Consider the following 19,819-nt stretch of genomic DNA (forward strand, 5'->3'; position numbering starts at 1 on the left):
CGGCCGCCCCGGCGGGTTCCCTTGCCGCAGCGGAACAAGAGAGGCGAGTGAGGCGGCCGATGAGCATGGGACAGCCCCCGCGGAGTGACGGGACGTACGACCTGGTGGTGATCGGCGGCGGCAGCGCCGGCCTGACCGCCGCCCGGACCGCCGGCCGTCTCGGCGCCCGCGTGCTGCTGGTCGAGCGGGACCGGCTGGGCGGTGACTGCCTGTGGACCGGGTGCGTGCCCTCCAAGGCGCTGCTGCACGTGGCCGCCGAGGTGCAGGCCGCGCGCGGGGTGGGGCGGTACGGGCTGCGCGCGCCGCACGGTCCGGCGGACCTGGCGGCCGCCATGGCGCACGTCAAGCAGGCGATCGGCGCGATCGAGCCGCACGACTCGGCCGAGTCCCTGCACGCCTTCGGCGTCGAGGTGGCCCACGGGGCCGCAGTCTTCACCGGACCGCGGACGCTCCGGGTGGCGGCCGAACGCGAGGTGACGTTCCGGTACGCGGTGATCGCCACCGGTTCGGCCCCGGCCCTGGTCCCCGTCCCGGGTCTCGCCGAGGCCGGCCCCCTGACCAGCGACACCGTGTGGAGCCTGACGGCGCTGCCGGGGCGGTTGGTGGTGCTGGGCGGCGGGGCCGTCGGCTGCGAACTGGGGCAGGCCTTCGCCCGCCTCGGCTCCGAGGTCACGCTCGTGGAGGCCGCGGACCGGTTGCTGCCGCGCGAGGAACCCCGTGCCTCGGCTCTCGTACAGGAGCGGCTGGCGGCCGAGGGGGTCACGGTACGCACCGGCTACCGGGCCGCGAAGGTCGACGGCGGCGCCGTGCACGGCCCGGGCGACCTGCTGCCGTACGACGCGCTCCTGGCCGTCACCGGCCGCCGTGCGAACACCGGCGGCCTCGGGCTGGAGGCCGCCGGCGTGGCGCTGACCGAACGCGGCGACGTCCGCGTGGACGACCGGTTGCGCACCGCCAATCCGCGGGTCTACGCGGCCGGGGACGTCACCGGCCGCTCCGCCTTCACGCACCTGGGCGGGGTGCAGGGCGGGGCCGCCGCCGCGGACGCGCTACTGGGCGCGCGGCGCCGTATCGACTACGCCGCGGTGCCCCGGGTGACGTACACCGACCCGGAGGTGGCCCGCGTGGGCGTGACGTCCGCCGAGGGGGCCCGCACCCTCACCGTGGACCACGACCGGGTCGACCGGGCCGTCGCCGACGACCGCGTGGACGGCTTCACCCGCCTGGTGCTGGACGGCCGCGGCCGGATCGCCGGCGCGACCGTGGTCGCCCCGCGCGCCGGAGAGACCATCGCGCACCTGGCGACGGCGGTCCGGCTCGGCTGGACACCGTCCCAGTACGCCAAAACCGTGCACCCGTACCCCAGTTACACCGACGGGCCCTGGCACACGGCCCTCACGGACGTGTACGCCCGCCTCGCCCGGGCCCGCCCGCTGACCGGCGCGCTGCTGGGGCTGCGCAGGAAGGTCCGGCCGTGACCCTCCGCCGCTCCTCGTACGACACCGGAAACGGAGAGGTGACCCGATGGGAATCCTGGCGCGGCTGCGGGCCCTGGACCGTGCGACCCGGCCCTACGATCCCGAGTTCGTGGCCGCGATGGCACGCCGGTGGGCCGAACTGCCCGACGTCGTCAAGACGCCCGGGCAGATCCTCGGGCGGCACGGGGTGGGCTGTGAAGGCACGCACGGGGTCTTCCCCCGGTGCAACCTGAAGTGCACGCCCTGCTACCACTCGCGGGACGCGAACCAGGTCCGGGTCGACGGCCCGCACACCCGGCGGCAAGTGGCGGCGCAGATGGGCCTGTTGCGCAGGCTGCGCGGCCCGCGCGCCCATGCCCAGCTCATCGGCGGCGAGGTGAGCCTGCTCCCGCCGGACGAGCACGCCGCCGCGCTGGAGATCATGCGCGCCGAGGGCCGGGAGCCGATGAGCTTCACGCACGGCGACTTCGACTACGACCATCTGGAGCGGCTCGCCCTCGGCGAGGACGGTCGCCGGCGCTTCGGCCGACTGTCGTTCGCCGCGCATTTCGACCGGTTCATGTACGGCAGGCGCGGCATCGAGCGCCCGCCCGACGAACGGTCGCTGAACCCGTACCGGCAGCGGTTCGCGGCCATGTTCGCGCGGCTGCGGCGTGAACACGGGGTGCGGTACTTCCTCGCCCACAACATGACCGTCACGCCCGGCAATCTCGACGAGGTCGCCGGTGTCGTCCGGGACTGCCACGCCATGGGGTACGGCATGTTCTCCTTCCAGCCCGCCGCCTTCCTCGGCGACGAGCGCCGCTGGAAGGAGCGGTACCGCGAGGCGACCCCGGAAGCGGTGTGGGCGGAGATCGGGCGCGGCGCCGGCCGCACGCTCGGGTACCGGGTCTTCGAGAACGGTGATGTGCGCTGCAACCGCACCGCGTACGGCTTCTACGTCGGCCGGCGCTGGTATCCGTTCCTGGAGGAGGACGATCCGCGCGATCTGGCCGTGCGCGACGCCTTCTTCCGGTACTTCGGCAAGGTGAGCTTCAGCGGCACGCCGCCCGTCCTGCTCGCGGCGAAACTCGCCCGTGTCGTGGCCCGCCACCCCATGACCGTGGGGGTCGCGGTGCGCTGGCTGGCCCGTACCGCCGGCCGGGTCGGGGTGGGGCGGCTGCTGCGGCACCGCTGCCGTGTCCGGCCGGTCACCTTTGTGATGCATCAGTTCATGGACGCCGAAGTCGTCGCGCCCGCCTGGGAGATGATGCTGCGCGGCGAGCGGGCTACGGAGCCCCGGCTGCTCGAGGCACAGGAGCGGCTGGCCGCCTGCCACTACGCGATGGCGCACCCTGAGGAGGGCACGGTGGTGCCCGCGTGTGTGCAGCACGCGGTGCTCGACCCGGCGGAGAACGCCGAACTGCGCACACTGCTTCCGCTCGTCGAAGTCCGTACAACCGCCCGTACGACCGCCCGTACGCCCGACCGTCCGCACGACGACCTTCCGCACGACAATCCGTCCGTCCGCCGTCCCGGCCCACAGGAGAGATAACCCATGCGCATAGGAGTCATCACCGGTTCAGGCAGCTACGACTGGCCGCATCTGGAGGACGCGGCCCAGCGCACCGTCACGACCGGGTACGGGCAGGTGACCGTCACCGAAGGCCGTCTGAAGGGCGCCGAACTGGTTCAGCTGTCCCGGCACGGCGCCGGTCACCACCGGCTCTCCCACCAGGTCGACCACCGGGCGAATCTCGCGGCCCTGCTCGCCTGCGAGGTCGACGCGCTGGTGTCGTTCACGGTGTGCGGCGCGGTCGATCCGGCCGCCCCGCCGGGTTCGCTGGTGGTCTTCGACGACCTGTACTTTCCCGGCAACCGGCTTCCCGACGGCTCCGCCTGCACCTGGTACGACACCCCCGGCGCCGCCGGACGCGGCCACTGGATCTTCGACCGGCCGTTCAGCGAGCCGCTGCGCCAGGCGCTGATCGCCGCAGCCGACCGCACCGGAGCGCCCGTGGTCACCCGTGGCGTGTACGGACATGTGGACGGCCCCCGTTTCAACAGCCGCCCGGAGATCGCGGCCCTGGCGGCCGCGGGCGTCACCGCCGTCAGCCAGACGGCCGGCCCGGAGGTGGTGCTGTCCGGGGAGGCCGAACTGCCGATGGCCCTGGTCGGCTTCGTCACCGACCACGCCAACGGGGTCGCGCCCGAACCGGAGCCGGTCGAGGCGCTGTTGGCCCGGATGGCCGCGAGCAAGGACACCTTCGCCGCCCTGGCCGCCCACGCCCTGCCCGGGCTGGGCCCCGTGGCCCCGGCCGGCACCGTCTACCGGTTCGGCTCATGAGCCCCCTTACGTCTTCGGTCACGGCCGAGGCGCTCCGGCCGGGCGCCGTGCTCGCCCCGGCCCCGGCGGTGCGGCCCGGGTCAGCCGCGCCGCTCCCGCCCGCGGAGGCGTTGTGAGCGAGGTGTCGATCATCGTCCCGGTCCTGAACGAGGAAGCCACCGTGCAGGCCGCGTTGAGCCGCCTGTGCCGGGACTTCCACGACTGCGAGCTGATCGTCGTCGACGGCGGCTCCACCGACGCCACCGTCGAACTCGCCGCCGCCCACGCCACGGTGGTGCACAGCGCACGCGGCCGCGCGAGGCAGATGAACCAAGGCGCCCGGCACGCCCGCGGCGACGTGCTCTGGTTCGTCCACGCCGACACCACCGTCGACCCGGCGGCGCTCGGCCAGATCCACGCCTGCCTGGCCGACCCGGCCGTGGTCGGCGGCGGGCTGACCATCCGCTTCGACCGCCGCACACCCGGCCTGAACTATCTGGCGTGGTCCTCGAACGCCAGGGCCCGCCGCCTCCACCACATCTTCGGCGACCAGGCCATGTTCGTCCGCCGGGGCGTCTTCGACGAGCTGGGCGGCTTCCCCGATCTGGCCGTCATGGAGGACCTGGAGATGTCCCGGCGGCTGCACCGGCGCGGCGAACTGCGCCTGCTGCCCGCCACGTCGACGGCCTCCTCGCGCCGGTTCACCGCCCACGGCACCTGGCGCATGATCGCCTTCATGCAGTACCTGAAGCTGCTGTACTTCGCGGGCGTCGACACCGAGACCATCCGCGACCGCTATGCCACCGGCCCCCGGCTCGCCGGCCGCAGGCGGACGACGCGCGGCGCCCGCGCCGAACGGTCCTGACATCCCTGCCCGTTCCCTCTGGAGACTGGAGACCATCGCTGTGCGCATCGCAGTATGCGGAGGCCCCTACGGCAACCCGTACGCCCTGCAGGCGTTCGTCGACGACGCGCGCGCCCGGGGCGCCGAGCGGCTGTTCTGCCTGGGCGACCTCGGCGGCTTCGGCGCCGACGTGGACGCCCTGTGGCCGATCCTGACGGACAACCGCGTCGAGTGCGTCGCCGGCAACTACGACGTGGCGATCGCCCGCGGCGACGCCGACTGCGGCTGCGGCTACCGCGACCCGAAGGACAACGAGTACGCCCAGATCGTCTACGACCACACGCTCGCCGCCACGGGCCGCGACTTCGCCGCCTGGATGGGAACCCTGCCCACCGAGCGCCGGGAGACGATCGACGGCGTGGACGTGCACATGGTGCACGGCTCCACACTGGCCCTGAACGACTTCTGGTGGGAGTCGCTGCCGGAGGAGCAACACCGGCTGCGGGCCGCGGCGTCCGGCGCCGACGTGGTGCTGTGCACCCACAGCGGTCTGCCCTGGCAGCGGCGCATCGGCGACACGCTCGCCGTCAACGTCGGCGTGGTCGGCAAACCGGCCAACGACGGCCGCCCCGAGGTCTGGTACGCGATCCTCGATCTCGCCGACGGGCGCGTCGAGGCCGAACTCGTGCCGCTCGCCTACGACTGGCGGGCGCAGGCCCGCTCGATGCGGGCCGCCGGGCTGCCCGAAGTGTTCGTCGAGACCGTGGAGACCGGCTGGTGGACCACCTGCCTGGAGGTGCTGCCGCCGCGCGAACGCTCCCGGGGCCGCTACCACCTCTACCGCTCCACGCTGCCGTCCGGCTTCCGGCCGGCCGACGAAGGCTGGGGCGAGACCACGCCCCGGGCCCTCGAGGACGCTGGGCCAGGCGACTTCGGTCATACCCCCAGGCCGGTGGTCCCGCTGTTCGGCACCCCGTACTTCCCGTCCCGGCTGTGGATCTACACCAACTTCCACTGCAACCTGGCCTGCGACTACTGCGCCGTCGCATCCTCCCCCGAGGCAGCGCCCCGGACCCTGACCGCCGACGCCTTCCGGGACCGCGTGGACGAGGCCGCGGAGGCCGGGTTCACCGACCTGTATCTCACCGGTGGCGAGCCCTTCCTCCACCCGGACATCATCGGCCTGCTCGACCACGCCACCACGCGGCTGCCGACCGTCGTCATGACCAACGCGATGCTGCTGCGCGGCCGCCGGGCCGCCGGGCTGGCGGACCTCGCCGACCGCAAGCTCACCGTCCAGACCTCCCTGGACGGCGCCACCGCCCACACCCACGACGCGCACCGCGGCAACGGCTCCTGGCGGCGCACCATGGACGGCATCCGCCATCTGATCGACCTCGGTCTGCCGCCGCGCGTCGCCCTCACTGAGACGCCGGAGAACACGCACGAGATCCCCGCGGTCGCCGAACTGCTGGCCGGACTGGGGCTGCCCGCCGACCACTTCGCCGTACGCCCGCTGCTGCGCCGCGGCTTCTCACAGACCGGGGTGGAGATCGGCGAGGACTCCAGCATCCCGGAGCTGACCGTCACCGCCGACGGGCTGCACTGGCACCCGGCCGGAGCCGACCTGGCCACCAGCCCGGACATGCACCTCGCCCCCGCCGGAACCCCGCTCGTCACCGGCCGACAGCTCGTGACCGAGCGGTTCTTCGCCGCCCGCCTCGCCGACGGCAGCCTGCCCCGCCCCGTCCACTGCGCCATGTGACCCGTACGGCAAAGGAGTTCCCCATGCAGCACCACGTCGCGATCCTCGGCGCCGGTCCCGTCGGCCTCGATGCCGCCCTCGCCTGCGCCGCCGCCGGACGGACCTTCACCGTCTACGAGGCCGGGGACACGGTCGCCGCCCATGTGCGCGCCTGGGGCCATGTGCGCCTGTTCACCCCGTGGGACCTCAACGTGTCCCACCGGATGCGCGCCCTGCTGCCACACGCCCCGACCGGCCAGGACTGCCCCACCGGGGCGGAACTGGCGGACCGTCTGCTGGAGCCGGTCGCCGCACTGCCCGTGCTCGCCGACCGGATCCGGCTGCGGACCCGTGTCGTCGGCGTCGCCCGTTCGGGCCTGCTCAAGCACGAGCAGATCGGCTCGGGCGCCCGCGCCGCGGCCCCTTTCACGCTTCTCCTCGACGGGCCGGACGGTGAGGAGACGGCGGAGGCGGATCTCGTCCTGGACTGCACCGGCACCTACGCGGTCCCCAACACCCTGGGCGCCGGCGGCATCCCGGCCCGCGGGGAGCGGGCTCTCGACCACCGGATCACCCGTACCCTCCCCGCCGCCGACGACCCGGAGCGCTGGGCCGGCACGGTCCTGCTCGTGGGCGCCGGCAAGTCCGCGCAGACGGCCGTGCGCGACCTCGCCGCGCTGCCCGGCACCCGGGTCGAGTGGGTCGTGCGCAGCGCCGCGCCCGACTGGGGAGCCGTGCCCGACGACACGCTGCCCGGCCGCCGACGCCTCGTGGAGACCTCCCGGGCGTTCGCCGGCGGCGCACACGGCAACGTCACCGTCCACACCGGCGCCCAGGTCCAGGCCCTCGCCTCAGACGGCGGCCGGGTCCACGTCACCCTGGCCACCGCGGACGGCCCGCGGGAGGCCGTCTGCGACCACGTCGTGTCGCTGACCGGCTATGTCGGCGACGCCTCCCTCTACCGGCAGTTGCAGGTCCACGAGTGCTACGCCACGGCCGCCCCCATGAACCTGTCCGCCACCCTGCTCGGCTCGGCGGGCGGCGACTGCCTCGCCCAGCCCGCCGTCGGCGTCGACGCCCTGCGCAACCCGGAGCCGCACTTCTTCGTCCTCGGCGCCAAGTCCCACGGCCGCCTCAACACCTTCCTGCTGCGCACCGGCTACGCACAGGTCGACGCGGTCACCGGCGCGTACGCCCCGGCCCTGGCGGTCTGAGCCCACCTCCCCCATCAGGGCGACGGCGGCTGTCGGGAAATCCCGTGCGTCCCATGCGTCACGGGCACCGGCGTTTCGGCCAACCCCGAGCGCCGGACCGGCGGCCTCAGCACTGCGACCGCGTGCTCGACCGCTTGCCTCGCATGGGGTCGAACACGTCCTGTGGGAGGCCGTCGACGCCGTCGGCATGCGCGAGGCCGTCGAGAAGCTGCCGCGCGAACTCGACACCCTCCTTGCCAAGGAGCTGTGGGGCGGCGGCGGCGCCGAGCTGTCCGGCGGCCAGTGGTAGCGCCTCGCCTACGCACGCGCGCTGTATCGGCGAACTCCGCTGCAGATCCTGGACAAGTCCACCTCGCAGATGGACCCTCGCGGGGAGCACCGGATCTTCTTGGAGATCAGGCGCATCGCCGCCGAGCGCATCACCGTCATCGTCATCCACCAGCTCGAGAACACGCGCCTGGCCGACCGCATCATCGTCATGAGCGAGGGGCGCGTGGTCGAGCAGGGCGGATACGAGGAGCTGACCGGCGCGGGCGGTCTGTTCGCCGAACTCGTCACGCCGGCCGAGGACCGGTAGGCCCCGCGCCGGGATCGTGCGGCGGGCCCGACCTGTGAGCGGCGGGGTCAGCGGTCCCCGTCCTCGGTGGGCCCGCGCTCGTAGACGTCCGGGACGGCGTTGGCGTTCTCGTCGGCGTTCTCCTCCTCCCACAGCCGGCGGTAGATGCCGTTTCTGCGCTTGAGCAGCAGTGCGGCGAGGCCGGCGGCGATCAGTGAGCCGACCAGGACGGCGGCCTTGACGTGCTCGGTGAGCGCCGGATCGGTGAAGGCGAGGTCGCCGATCAGCAGGGCCACGGTGAAGCCGATGCCGGCCAGGGCCGCGAGGGCGAAGACGTCCGCCCAGGCCAGGTCCGGGTTGAGGCGGGCCCTCGTGAAGCGCGCCGCGAGCCAGGTCCCGGCGAAGACGCCGACCGTCTTGCCGACGACCAGTCCCAGGACGACGCCCAGCGGCTCCGGGTCGGAGAACACCTTGCCCAGGGCGGAGCCCGAGACGCTCACCCCGGCGGCGAAGAGCGCGAAGAGGGGGACGGCGACGCCCGCCGAGATCGGCCGCAGCAGGTGCACGGTGCGCTCCGCGGGCGACGCGGCCTCCCGGGGGCGGTCGCGGGCGGTGCCGTCGTCGTGCGCGGCGCGCAGCAGCATGCCCATGGCCACACCGGCCACGGTCGCGTGCACGCCGCTGTTGTACATCAGCGCCCAGACGGCCAGGCCGAGCGGCACGTACCACCACCAGCCGCGTACGCGCAGCCGCTGCAGCGTGTAGAAGAGCACGAGTCCCGCGACGGAGCCGCCGAGGGCCACGAGGTTCAGCTCGGAGGTGAAGAACACCGCGATGATCAGAATCGCGCCGAGGTCGTCGACGACGGCGAGGGTGAGCAGGAAGGCTCGCAGCGCGGACGGCAGGTGGGTGCTGAGGACGGCCAGTACGGCGAGCGCGAACGCGATGTCGGTGGCCATCGGCACGGCCCAGCCCGCGGGCGAGCCCCCGCCCGCCCCGACGGTGAGGAGATAGACGGCGGCGGGCACGATCATTCCGCACGCGGCGGCGATCACGGGCAGCGCGGCCCGCGCGGGCTTCCGCAGCTCGCCCAGGACCAGTTCCCGTTTGAGTTCGATCCCGGCCACGAGGAAGAAGACGGTGAGCAGGCCGTCGGCGGTCCAGTGCTGGAGCGACAGGTCCAGGCCGAGCGCGGGGATGCCGACGTGCACGTCACGCAGCGATTCGTAGGCGCCGGCCCAGGGCGTGTTCGCCCAGACCAGTGCGATCGCGGCGGCCACGAGGAGCACGACCCCGCCGACCGTCTCGGTTCTGAGGGCCTGCGCGACGGCTTTGCGTTCCGGCCAGGGCAGCAGGTCGAGGAAGACGGATCGCTCGCGCGGGGCAGCGCACACGACGGGAACCTCCGGGGCGTCGGCACTCGGGCACTCGGGCCCCTTGATCGCCGACCAGACTTCCCGGCACACCGCGCGCCTGTGCGACGCGTTCCCCTCACCCTATCCCTCCGTCCTCCGCGCGGCCCGGCGCCGCGACGGCTCCCGTGAGCCGGGCGTGCGCGGGGTTGCTCCCCGGTTCGGCTGCCGACGGCTGCCCGACAGGGCTAAGCTGTGTTGAGCGAAGCCCTGCCACTCCCCCGTTGGCGGGGCTTCGCGCTGTGCCCGCGTCGCCGGCCGCCCCGGTGCCCCGCCGAGGCGCGCGGCTAGGCTCCCGCCCATGAACGAAGATCACGACGCCGAGCCGGTCTTCGTCCGCTCCAAGTGGGGGACGAGCCGCTATGTGTACAACCCGAACAACCCCGTGGGCATGGCTCTCATCATCGGGTCCCTGCTGTTCGCAGGCGGTGGCATGTACGCCCTGCACGACAGTTCGTCATGGAGCGAGGGCGAACTGCACGACGCGGTCCACGCGGCCGCCGAGAGCCTCGAGGCGCGAGCACAACACGTGGGCGGGTTCCGGGGAAGCTACGAGGAGTTGATAGCCGACGCCATCGAGAACAGCGGCGAGGGCCCCGATTTCGGGATGGTGAGCGTCTCGCCGCAGAGCGATGGGGAGGAGACCACGTCGGCGGACCTGTTCGAGGTCACCACCGACGACGTCGACGCCGCGTACTGCCTGCACGTCACACCGACCGAGCCCGAGTCCGACGCCTACACGTCCGTGACCCTCGCCCTCGGGGTGGAGGTGGAAACCGGCGAGTGCTGACCCGACGGAAGGCGCGGCCGGGTCCGGCTTCAGGCGCCGACGTCCGCGAAAGCGCCGTGCGCGGTGAAGGCCAGCTCGGCGAAGCGTTCGCCGATACGGCGGTGGGTGGCGGCGTCCGGGTGGAGCTGGTCGGGCAGCGGCGCTTCGGCGAAGTCCGCCTCGCCGTAGAGGCCGCGGCCGTCGAGGTAGTGCAGATTCGGGTCCTGGGCCGCGCGCTGGGCCACGATCCGGGCCAGCTCGTCGCGGATGACGTTCAGGGTCAGTTTCCCGCTCGCCCGTTCCGCCGGATCGCCCGTGGCCCGGAACCGCAGCCGCCCGGCGCTGAGGGCGGTGAAGTCCGCGGCGCTGGGGCCGGGGGTGTCCTCGTGGATGGGGCACAGGATGGGCGAGACGACGAGCAGCGGTGCGGTGGGGTGGCCGTCGCGGACGGTGTCGAGGAAGCCGTGGACGGCCGGGGTGAAGGCGCGCAGGCGCATCAGGTCGGTGTTGACCAGGTTGATGCCGATCTTGACGCTGATCAGGTCGGCGGCGGTGTCCCGGAGCACGCGCGCCGTGAACGGGTCGAGCAGGGCGCTGCCGCCGAACCCCAGATTCACCAGGTCGACGCCGCCAAGTGAGGCGGCGAGAGCGGGCCAGGTGGTCGTGGGACTCGCGGCGTCGGAGCCGTGGCTGATCGAACTGCCGTGGTGCAGCCAGACTTTGCGGCCCCGGTCCGTCGCGGGCTCGACGGGGGCGTCGGTGCGCAGTGCGACGAGTTCGGTGGTCTCGTTGTGCGGCAGCCAGATCTCGACGTCCTTGGGGCCGGCGGGCAGGTCGGCGAAGCGGACGGTGCCGGGCGGGCCGGGCCGGTGCTCTGCGGTGCCCGCGGCCATGTCGATGGTCAGCGTGTTGCCGCCGGTCACGCCGGCCTGACCGGCCGGGCGGCCGTCGACGAGCAGGTCGTACACACCGTCCGGGCGGGCCGGGGCGCCCGCGTAGACCCGCTTGGTGGGCAGGGCGTCCAGTTCGACGGCGGTGGCCCGGGTGCGGAACACCAGGCGGACGCCGGAGGGCTGGGCCTCGGCCATGGCCAGTTGCGCGTCGGCGCACTGGGCGCGGGCCCGGGCCGGCAGCCGGTGCGGCAGCACACCGTGCTCGGTGCGCTCCACTTCGAGGGCGCCGCGCAGGAGGTCGGCGGTGACGGGTGTGGTGATCCAGTTGCCGTTGGGGTGCATGGTCGTCTCAACCTGTTGATCGGAGTATCGGGCGGGCGGTCCGGCGAGGTGCGCGCCTGCTCGGGCGTCGCCCCCATGGCCGGTGCGCGCGCAGGTCGTACGCTGCGGACCCGGTCACGCCTGGGGCCAGTTGCGCAGCAGGGCGTCGAGGGCGTCCAGGGTCCGTGACCACGTCTCCTGTGTGTCGGGGGCGCTGTGGCTGAAGGCGCCGCCCGTCTCCAGGCTGACGTAGCCGTGGAAGACGCTGCCCAGCAGCCGGACCGCATGGGTCCGGTCCGGCTCCGGCAGGTCGTATCCGCGCAGGACCGCCCGGGTCATCTGTGCGTGTCTGCCGCCGGCACTGGCGGCCGCCGCCTCCGGAGTGAGCCGCAGCTGGGCCGCGGCGTAACGGCCCGGGTGCTCGTGCGCGTAGTCGCGGTAGACGTCGGCCAAGGCCGTCAGGGCGTCCTTGCCGGCGCGTCCGGCGAGCGCGGCGGCGGCCCGGTCGGCGAGTTCTTCCAGGGCGAGCAGGGCGATCCGGGTCCTGAGGTCCTGGGAGTTCTTCACATGCGAGTACAGACTCGCGACCTTGACGTCGAAGCGCCTGGCGAGCGCCGAGACGGTCACCTGGTCGAAGCCGACCTCGTCGGCCAGCTCCGCGCCCGCTCGCGCCAGTCGTTCCGTGGTCAGCCCCGCACGCACCATGGCATCTATTAGGCAGCAGCCTAATACCTTTAGGCAAATCGCGCCGGAAAGCTCATAGCACTGTGTGACCCACGTCACACACGATTTCTGTCAGCAATCGGGACCCTGTTCCGCTCAATTCACCGAGAGCAAGCGAACCGACAGGAGCTGCACATGAAGCACCGCATCGTCGTCCTCGGCGCCGGCTACGCCGGGGCCTACGTGGCCGGGAACCTGACCCGCCGGCTGTCCCCGGAGGACATCGAGATCACCGTGGTCAACGCCGAGCCGGACTTCGTCGAGCGGCTGCGGCTGCACCAGCTCGCGGCCGGCCGGGAGATCGAGGCCCAAAAGCTCGCCGACGTCTTCGCGGGCACGGGGATACGGCTGCGCCTGGCCCGGGTCACCGCCGTCGACCCCGAGCGCCGGGTCGTCGCGGTGGCCGACGCCGACGGCGGCGGCGAACTCGGCTACGACACCCTGCTCTACGCGCTCGGCAGCCACGTCGCCGACCACGGCGTCCCGGGCGTGGCCGAGCACGCCTTCGACGTCGCCGGCCGGCCCTCGGCGCTGCGCCTGCGGGAGCGCCTGGACAGCCTGGACAAGCGGGACGGGCCGAACGCGGGCAAGAGCGTGCTGGTCGTCGGCGACGGACTGACCGGTATCGAGACCGCCACCGAGATCGCCGAGGCCCGGCCCGGCCTGTCGGTCACGCTGGTCGCCCGCGGCGAGCTGGGCGCCCCGCTCTCCCCCGGGGCCCGCGACCACCTGCGCCGGGCCTGCGACCGGCTGGGCATCACCGTCCTCGAGCACACCGCCGTCGAAGCCGTCGAAGCGACGCGGGTGCTGTGCGCCGACGGCGGCGTCCTGGCCTCCGACGTGACCGTGTGGACGGCCGGCTTCGCGGTCGACACCATCGCCGCCGCCGGCGGGCTGGAGGTCACCGAGAACGGTCGGATCGTCGTCGACCGCACCATGCGGTCGGTCTCGCACCCGGACGTCTACGCCGTCGGCGACAGCGCCCACGCCATCGGTGACAACGGCCGGCCGCTGCCGATGTCCTGCGCCTCGGCGGGCTACACCGCCATGCAGGCCACGGGCGCGATCGTGGGACGCCTGACCGGCCGCAAGGTCCCGAACACCAAGCTGGAGTACGTGGGCAACCACATCAGCCTCGGCCGGCGGGACGGGATCCTGCAGATGGTCGACGAGGAAGCGCGGGCGAAGCCGAAGTACCTGGGCGGCCGGAAGGCCGCACGGATCAAGGCGGGCATCCTGAAGTTGTCGCTGTGGACCACCAATCACCCGACCTTCTGCGTGCCCAAGCGCAAGCTCCGGGTGGCGGCCACGCCGAATGCCTCCACCGTCAACCGCGTTGCCGCCTAGGGTGGTCCGTGTGGACAGCACCGACATCGATCGCTTCGACACCAGTCGGTTCGAGGCCGGCCGGAACCGGCTGGCCTCGCTGGCGTACCGACTGCTGGGCTCCGCCACCGACGCCGAGGACGCCGTGCAGGACGCGTTCCTGCACTGGCAGGCCGCCGACCGGCAGTCGATCAAGGTGCCGGAGGCGTGGCTGACGAAGGTCGTCACCAACCTGTGCCTCGACCGGCTCCGCTCGGCGCAGGCCCGCCGCGAACGCTCCGTCGGCGCCTGGCTGCCCGAACCGCTCCTCGACGGCGACCCGATGCTCGGCCCCGCCGACACATTCGAGCAGCGCGAATCGGTCTCCCTGGCCGTGCTGACTCTCATGGAGCGCCTGTCGCCCCTGGAGCGGGCCGTCTACATCCTGCGCGAGGCGTTCTCCTACGGCCACGCCGAGATCGCCGAGATCCTCGACATCACCGAGTCCGCGAGCCAGCAGCATCTGCACCGGGCCCGGCACCGCGTCACCGCCGCGCGCCGCCGCGGCGGCGGCGAAGTCGACGCGGCGTCCGCCCGCAGGATCGTCGAGGAATTCCTCGCCGCCGCCTCCTCGGGCCGCACCGAGCGGCTGGTGTCGCTGCTGACCGACGACGCGATCGCGATCTCCGACGGCGCCGGCCTGGCCAAGAGGCTGCTGCGGTACGACACTCCGCAGCGCATCGCCGCCATCGCACGGGCCGGCTTCAAATCCACACCCGCCAAGCAGCGACTCGCCGGCGGTCCGTCCGCCGTCCACTACGCGGTCGTCAACGGCGCGCCCGCCATCCTCTTCGTGCCCGGTGACCAGGTCGTCGGCGCCGTGACGTTCGACATCGCGGGCGGCAGGATCGCGACCGTACGCGGCATCGCCGCGCCCGCCCGCCTCGTCCGCCTCACCGAAGCTTGGCGGCGGCACGAACCGGACACGCCGCTCATCACCCAGTGGTGAGCCCGACCGGACTCCGACCGGGGCAGGGCCCGACCCGCGCCCCGGCGTCGTCCGTCCCGTGGGAATTCCGTCAAACCTTGAACGCCGCGGTCCGGGCACGCGTACAACTTCACGAACCGGCCGGCACGAGGCCGGACAGTGGAGAGGGAGCCAGCATGACCGGATCCAAGGGGACCACTCGGACCGTGGCCCGCCGCACCGTCGTCGCAGCCGTGGGCGGGGCCGGTCTCACCGCCGCCCTGACCGCGTGCGGCGGCTCGGACGACACGGCGCAGACCGGGTCCCAGCAACCGGCCGGCGGCGAGAGCGGCGGCGAGGCCGGCGCGGCTGCCTCGGGAGGCGGCACGGGCGGGGCCGGCGGCACGGTGCTCGCCAGGACCGCGGACATCCCTGCGGGCGGCGGCAAGGTCATCGGGGACGTGGTGATCACCCAGCCGGTCGCGGGCGAGTTCAAGGCATTCTCGTCCAAGTGCACGCACCAGGGCTGCGCGGTCAAGGACATCTCGAACGGCACCATCAACTGCCCTTGTCACAACAGCCAGTTCGACGCGTCCGACGGCAGCGTCAAGGCGGGTCCTGCGACGGCGCCGCTGCCGCCCGCCCAGATCACCGTCGAGGGGGACTCGATCAAGCTCGCGTGACCCCGCGCGGCCCTTTCCAGCAGGACACCACCTCGTCGGTCGTGGCGATGCCGGCGACCAGCGACAGGGTGTTGCGGATCATCGCGGGGGTGTACTCGGCGGGCACTCCCGCGATGGCGTCCGCGACGACGACCGCCGTGTAGCCGAGGTTCACCGCGTCGAAGACCGCGGCCGGCACCGCCACATTGGCCGAGACGCCGGTGACCACGAGGGTGCGGCAGCCGAGGTTGCGCAGAATCGGATCGACGCCGGTGCCGGCGAGCGGCGAGAGCCCGTGCAGCCTGCCGACGACGAGGTCCTCCGGCGCGACCTCGATCGGCGGTGCGACGCGTACGGCCGCGGAACCGGTGTGCTGCTGCACGGGCAGCCGTTCGGCAGCCCTGAACAGCCGCGCGTTCCGGTTGGACCCTCGGCCGTCGGGGCGCCGCTCGGCCACCGCGTGCAGCACCTGCACCCCCGCCTCATGGGCGGCGCCGACCAGCCGTGCGACGTTGCGGAGCGCGCCCGACGCGCCCGCCTGGGCGGCGAGTTCCGGCAGGGCGCTGTCCTTGCCGACGACGCCCTGCTGGCATTCGACGGTCAGCAGGACGGTGGGCGCCTCGAGCAGTTCCAGCAGCTGTTGACGGGACGGCATGGTGCCCCCTCGGTGTCGTGTCCGGCCCGGTGCGAAGGCGCGTGACGGTAGCCGCCATTGCGTACCGAGGGAAGAGCGTCCATGCTGTTCCCGGTACGAGTCCTGGCAGTGAGTCAGCGACAGCGCCGGAAGGACCGCAGATGACCGCCACCCAGCGCCGGGGCCGCCGCGTCATGATGACCCCCGGCGAACTCGACGCGTTCCTCACCGAACAGCGGACCTGCCGGGTGGCCACCGTCTCGCCCGACGGGCGCCCGCACGTCAGCGCCCTGTGGTTCGCCTGGGACGGCACGTCCCTGTGGCTCTACTCCCTCACCCGCAGCCGCCGCTGGGCCGACCTGCGCCGGGATCCGCGGGTCGCCGTGGCCGTCGACGACGGCGAGGAGTACGGGGAGTTGCGCGGCGCCGAGCTGTCCGGCACGGCCGTGTTCGTCGGCGAGACACCGCGCACGGGCGAGGACTGCCCCGAACTGGCCGTGCCCGAGGCGCTGTTCGCCGCCAAGAACTTCGGCCTCGACGCGATGCCGCACGACGGCCGGCACGCCTGGCTGCGGCTCACCCCCGACACGGTCGCGTCCTGGGACTTCCGCAAACTGCCGGCCCCCTGATCCGACGCTTCGGCCCCGACGGTCAGCCCTGCTGCTCCGCGGCCCTGCACAGCGCCTCCACCGCCGCCCTGATGGACGGCCTGCGGTCGGCGTCCGTGCGCCACACCGCGTGGACGTGCCGGCGCATCCGCTGCCGTACGGGAACGAGCGCGACGCCCTCCGGGACGGCCCCCCGCCCGAGCCGTGGCGCGACGCAGACACCGAGGCCGGCGGCGATCAGGGCGAGTTGGGTGTGATGCTCGCCCGCCAGATGCGCGATCCGCGGCTCGAAACCCTTGGAACGCAGGGTGAACACCAGCCACTCGTGGCAGAACTCGCCCTGCGGCCAGGACACCCACTCGTCGTCGGCGAACTCCTCCAGGTCGACCTCCGCGCGGCCCGCGAGGGGGTGGTCCGCGGGCATGGCGACGTCGGGAACGTCGTCGAGCAGATGCGCCTGCGCCAGTCCGCCGGGCACGGGCAGCCGCTTGTTGCTCCAGTCGAGCACCACGGCGAGGTCGAGGTCACCCCTGATGACCTCCCTGACCGCCGCCTCCGGCTCCAACTCCGTGGAGAGCACCCTCAGTTCGGCGTGATCGCGGCGCAGGGAGGACAGCGCGGCCGGGAACAGTCCGCGGGCCGCGGTCGGGAACGCGGCGATCCTGACCTCGCCCACCACCTGTCCGCGCCGGGCCTCTATCTCGGACTGCGCGAGCTCGACCTGGGAGAGGATGCGCGAGGCATGGTCGGCGAGGAGCCGGCCGGTGTCGGTGAGGCGCACACCGCGCCCGTTCTTCGCCAGGAGCTGCTGGCCGACCTCGCGCTCGAGTTTCGCCATCTGCTGGGAGACGGCCGAGGTGGTGACGTGCAGCCCGTCGGCGGCGGCGCTGACCGAGCCGTGCCGGGCCAGGGCGTCCAGGGTGCGCAGCCGCTCCAGATTCAACATGTAAGCAACACTAAGCGATGCAGTCGAGAAATTCTCGCTTGTCCTAAGAAGTGAGAACGGTTCATCGTGTTGCCATGAGCACCGCAGCCACTGGGGCCGACGCCCGCACCCTCACCTCTCCCGCCTCCCCGACCGATCCGGACTCCGGCCACGGCGAGCCTGTGCTCGCCACCCCTCCGCGCCGGCGGGCCGTCGACTGGCGTATCCGGTTCGCGCTGCTCTCGGCTGTCTGGGGCTTCAGCTTCCTGCTCATCAAGGTCGGCACCGGGGCGTACGCGCCGTTCCAAGTGACTTTCGGCCGCCTCTTCTTCGGGACGGCGGTGCTCGCCGTCGCCATGGCGTTCCGCCGGGAGCGGCTGCCGAGGGGCCTGCGCACCTGGGGTCACCTCACCGTCGCCGCCTTCCTGCTCAACGCGCTGCCGTTCTCGCTCTTCGCCTACGCCGAGCTCACCATCCCGTCGACCCTCGCGGGCATCTGCAACGCCACCTCGCCGCTGTGGGGCATGGCGCTCTCCCTCGTCGCGCTGTCGGAGGACCGGCCCACCCGGCGCCGGGTCGCCGGGCTCGGCATCGGGTTCCTCGGGGTGCTCACCGTCCTCGGCGCCTGGCAGGGCTTCTCCGGACTGGACTTCGGCGGCACCGCCATGGCCCTGCTCGCCTCGCTCAGCTACCCGATCGGCTGGATCTACGTACGCCGCACCCTGGCCGGTTCCAGCAACTCGCACCTGTCGCTGACCGGTGCCCAGCTCGGCGTGGCGACCCTGCAACTGGCCGTCGTGACACCCCTGTTCACGACGCTGCCGACCTCGTTCCCGCTGGTGCCGCTGCTCGCTGTGATCGCGCTCGGGGCACTCGGCACGGGGCTGGCCCTGCTCGTCCAGTACGGGCTGGTCGCCGAGGTCGGACCGACGACCGGCCAGATGGTCACGTACTTCATCCCGGTCATCGCCACGGCGGCGGGCGTCCTGGTGCTCGGCGAGCACCTGGGCTGGAACACGCCGGTGGGCGCGCTGATCGTCCTGGTGGGCGCGGCACTGACCCAGAGCCGGCCCAGGCAGCCGGCGGCGAGGACACCGGCCACCACCTCGACTCAGCCGTAACTGCGGACCGGCATCGGGCCGACTGCCGAGGCGACCGCGTCGGCGAGCGGCTCGATGTCGGCCCGCGTCAGTTGCGACACGGTCAGCCGGACGCCGGGGGGCGACGCCAGACGGAAGCGCGCGCCCGGGGCCACCGCCCAGCCGGCGTGGAGCAGTCGCGCCACGGCCCCCGTCTCGTCCTCGACGGGCACCCACACGTTCATGCCACTGCGCCCGCGGGCCTTGACGCCACGCAAGGCCAGCGCGTCCGTCAGAGCGTCGCGCCGCTCACCGTACGCCCGGGCGACGGTGACGGGATCGACGGCGCCGGAGGCCCACAGGTGCGCGACGGTGTGCTGCAGCAGCCGGCTGACCCAGCCGGGGCCCAGCCCGAGCCGGCCCTGCACGCGGTCGACGGTGACGCCGTCGCCCGTCAGGACGGCGACTCGCAGATCCGGCCCGTACGCCTTGGCCACCGAGCGCACGAACGCCCAGCTCTCGGTCACCCCGGCGAGAGGATGCAGCGGGTGGTCGACGATGGCGTGACCGTGGTCGTCCTCGATGAGCAGCGTACGGGGGAACCGGCCGAGCACGGCGCGCAGTTGGCCGGCCCGGCGGCTGCTCAGCACCGCTCCGGTCGGGTTCTGCGCCCGGTCGGTGACGACGACGGCGCGGGCGCCGGCGGTCAGCGCCCGCTCCATCTCTCCCGGCAGCGGGCCCTCGTCGTCGAGTGCGAGGGGCAGGGGCTTGAGCCCGAGCGCCGAGACCAGGTCGAGCAGGCTCCCCCAGCCCGGGTCCTCGACGGCGACCGCGTCGCCCGGCCGCAGGTGCGCGGCGAGGACCCGTTCGATCGCGTCCAGCGCCCCGGATGTGGCGGCGAGCGGCCCTGCGGGGACTTCGTCGGCGTCCATGGCGGCGCGCGCGAGGCGCGCGAACTCGGCGTCCAGCGGCACCTTCCCGTACAGGCCGGGCTCCTTCGCGTACCGCGCGGCCGCGTACGCGAGCGCCTCGTCCAGCGGGGGCAGGAGCGCGATGTCGGGGTTGCCCTCCCCCAGGTCCCGTACGCCCGGGGGCGCGTCCACCCTGATGGATCCGCGCGCCGTACTGGCCGGGCGGGGGCGCACCCGGCTGCCTCTGCGGCCCGCCGTCTCGATCACTCCGCGCTCGCGCAGGGTCCGGTAGGCGGCGGCGACGGTGTTCGGATTGACGCCGAGCTCGGTCGCCAACTCCCGCATCGGCGGCAGCAGTTGGCCGGGCTCGAGCTCCCCCGCCCCGACCGCCCGCTCCACACTCGCGGCGATTTCCGATGCGCGCCGCCCAACGATCCGATACTCTCCTAGCACAAAACTTATTATGCAC

18 protein-coding genes and 1 pseudogene are annotated in these 19,819 nt (G+C 73.2%); 13 read left to right on the top strand and 6 right to left on the bottom strand.

Annotation, left to right across the window (positions count from 1 at the left end):
- Positions 1-65 precede the first annotated feature (65 nt).
- The 7 genes and pseudogenes from ACFYOP_RS30010 to ACFYOP_RS30040 all read left to right on the top strand — a co-directional run.
- On the top strand, positions 66-1,478 hold the full coding sequence (locus tag ACFYOP_RS30010) for an FAD-dependent oxidoreductase (RefSeq protein ID WP_356896967.1): 1,413 nt from the start codon (positions 66-68) through the stop codon (positions 1,476-1,478).
- Between the two features lie 46 nt (positions 1,479-1,524).
- Entirely contained in the window at positions 1,525-3,012 is a 1,488-nt protein-coding gene (locus ACFYOP_RS30015; protein WP_356896969.1) for a radical SAM domain-containing protein, read from the top strand.
- Between the two features lie 3 nt (positions 3,013-3,015).
- Positions 3,016-3,804, top strand: coding sequence for an MTAP family purine nucleoside phosphorylase (locus ACFYOP_RS30020; protein WP_356896971.1), 789 nt, complete (start codon positions 3,016-3,018; stop codon positions 3,802-3,804).
- A gap of 112 nt (positions 3,805-3,916) precedes the next feature.
- The gene (locus tag ACFYOP_RS30025) at positions 3,917-4,648 is read left to right on the top strand and encodes a TIGR04283 family arsenosugar biosynthesis glycosyltransferase (protein WP_356896973.1); all 732 of its coding nucleotides are present in this window, start codon (positions 3,917-3,919) and stop codon (positions 4,646-4,648) included.
- Between the two features lie 40 nt (positions 4,649-4,688).
- Positions 4,689-6,392, top strand: a complete 1,704-nt coding sequence (locus ACFYOP_RS30030; protein ID WP_356896975.1) for a radical SAM protein — start codon at positions 4,689-4,691, stop codon at positions 6,390-6,392.
- A gap of 23 nt (positions 6,393-6,415) precedes the next feature.
- Complete coding sequence (locus ACFYOP_RS30035; protein WP_356896977.1) at positions 6,416-7,585, top strand: hypothetical protein; 1,170 nt, start codon at positions 6,416-6,418, stop codon at positions 7,583-7,585.
- Between the two features lie 160 nt (positions 7,586-7,745).
- A pseudogene (locus ACFYOP_RS30040) lies at positions 7,746-8,162 on the top strand (ABC transporter ATP-binding protein); the annotation flags it as partial.
- 47 nt (positions 8,163-8,209) lie between these two features.
- Here the strand turns inward: ACFYOP_RS30040 and nhaA are convergent.
- Positions 8,210-9,535: a Na+/H+ antiporter NhaA gene (nhaA, locus tag ACFYOP_RS30045; protein ID WP_356896979.1), complete on the bottom strand. Its 1,326-nt coding sequence runs from the start codon at positions 9,533-9,535 to the stop codon at positions 8,210-8,212.
- Between the two features lie 319 nt (positions 9,536-9,854).
- On the opposite strand from nhaA, the gene ACFYOP_RS30050 reads away from it, so the two are divergent.
- Positions 9,855-10,343, top strand: a complete 489-nt coding sequence (locus ACFYOP_RS30050) for a hypothetical protein (RefSeq protein WP_356896981.1) — start codon at positions 9,855-9,857, stop codon at positions 10,341-10,343.
- A 29-nt stretch (positions 10,344-10,372) separates the two neighbouring features.
- Here ACFYOP_RS30050 and ACFYOP_RS30055 read toward each other — a convergent pair whose 3' ends face one another.
- Together ACFYOP_RS30055 and ACFYOP_RS30060 are read right to left on the bottom strand one after the other, a co-directional pair.
- Positions 10,373-11,557 carry a GDSL-type esterase/lipase family protein gene (locus tag ACFYOP_RS30055; protein WP_356896983.1) on the bottom strand — a complete coding sequence of 395 codons (1,185 nt, stop codon included), beginning with the start codon at positions 11,555-11,557 and terminating at the stop codon, positions 10,373-10,375.
- 114 nt (positions 11,558-11,671) lie between these two features.
- A complete protein-coding gene (locus ACFYOP_RS30060) occupies positions 11,672-12,241 on the bottom strand; it encodes a WHG domain-containing protein (protein WP_356896985.1) in 570 nt (189 codons plus the stop codon).
- Between the two features lie 153 nt (positions 12,242-12,394).
- On the opposite strand from ACFYOP_RS30060, the gene ACFYOP_RS30065 reads away from it, so the two are divergent.
- The 3 genes from ACFYOP_RS30065 (at position 12,395) to ACFYOP_RS30075 (ending at position 15,214) form a co-directional block, all read left to right on the top strand.
- Positions 12,395-13,606 carry an FAD-dependent oxidoreductase gene (locus ACFYOP_RS30065; protein ID WP_356896987.1) on the top strand — a complete coding sequence of 404 codons (1,212 nt, stop codon included), beginning with the start codon at positions 12,395-12,397 and terminating at the stop codon, positions 13,604-13,606.
- Between the two features lie 10 nt (positions 13,607-13,616).
- A complete protein-coding gene (locus tag ACFYOP_RS30070) occupies positions 13,617-14,573 on the top strand; it encodes a sigma-70 family RNA polymerase sigma factor (RefSeq protein ID WP_356896989.1) in 957 nt (318 codons plus the stop codon).
- Positions 14,574-14,728: 155 nt separating this feature from the next.
- Complete coding sequence (locus ACFYOP_RS30075; protein ID WP_356896990.1) at positions 14,729-15,214, top strand: Rieske (2Fe-2S) protein; 486 nt, start codon at positions 14,729-14,731, stop codon at positions 15,212-15,214.
- Here ACFYOP_RS30075 and ACFYOP_RS30080 read toward each other — a convergent pair.
- Entirely contained in the window at positions 15,201-15,848 is a 648-nt protein-coding gene (locus ACFYOP_RS30080; protein ID WP_356896992.1) for a cysteine hydrolase, read from the bottom strand. The genes ACFYOP_RS30075 and ACFYOP_RS30080 overlap by 14 nt on opposite strands.
- A 140-nt stretch (positions 15,849-15,988) precedes the next feature.
- On the opposite strand from ACFYOP_RS30080, the gene ACFYOP_RS30085 reads away from it, so the two are divergent.
- Complete coding sequence (locus ACFYOP_RS30085) at positions 15,989-16,456, top strand: pyridoxamine 5'-phosphate oxidase family protein (RefSeq protein ID WP_356896994.1); 468 nt, start codon at positions 15,989-15,991, stop codon at positions 16,454-16,456.
- A 22-nt stretch (positions 16,457-16,478) separates the two neighbouring features.
- On the opposite strand, the gene ACFYOP_RS30090 is transcribed toward ACFYOP_RS30085, so the two are convergent.
- A complete protein-coding gene (locus tag ACFYOP_RS30090) occupies positions 16,479-17,381 on the bottom strand; it encodes a LysR family transcriptional regulator (protein ID WP_356896996.1) in 903 nt (300 codons plus the stop codon).
- A gap of 74 nt (positions 17,382-17,455) precedes the next feature.
- Here ACFYOP_RS30090 and ACFYOP_RS30095 point away from each other — a divergent pair, with 74 nt between their 5' ends.
- Positions 17,456-18,481, top strand: a complete 1,026-nt coding sequence (locus ACFYOP_RS30095; RefSeq protein WP_356896998.1) for a DMT family transporter — start codon at positions 17,456-17,458, stop codon at positions 18,479-18,481.
- Here the strand turns inward: ACFYOP_RS30095 and ACFYOP_RS30100 are convergent.
- Positions 18,472-19,803 carry an aminotransferase class I/II-fold pyridoxal phosphate-dependent enzyme gene (locus tag ACFYOP_RS30100; RefSeq protein WP_356897000.1) on the bottom strand — a complete coding sequence of 444 codons (1,332 nt, stop codon included), beginning with the start codon at positions 19,801-19,803 and terminating at the stop codon, positions 18,472-18,474. The genes ACFYOP_RS30095 and ACFYOP_RS30100 overlap by 10 nt on opposite strands.
- Between the last annotated feature and the right edge of the window lie 16 nt (positions 19,804-19,819).

The sequence above is a fragment of the Streptomyces sp. NPDC006294 genome (genome assembly GCF_042870895.1).
Taxonomy (GTDB): Bacteria; Actinomycetota; Actinomycetes; order Streptomycetales; family Streptomycetaceae; genus Streptomyces.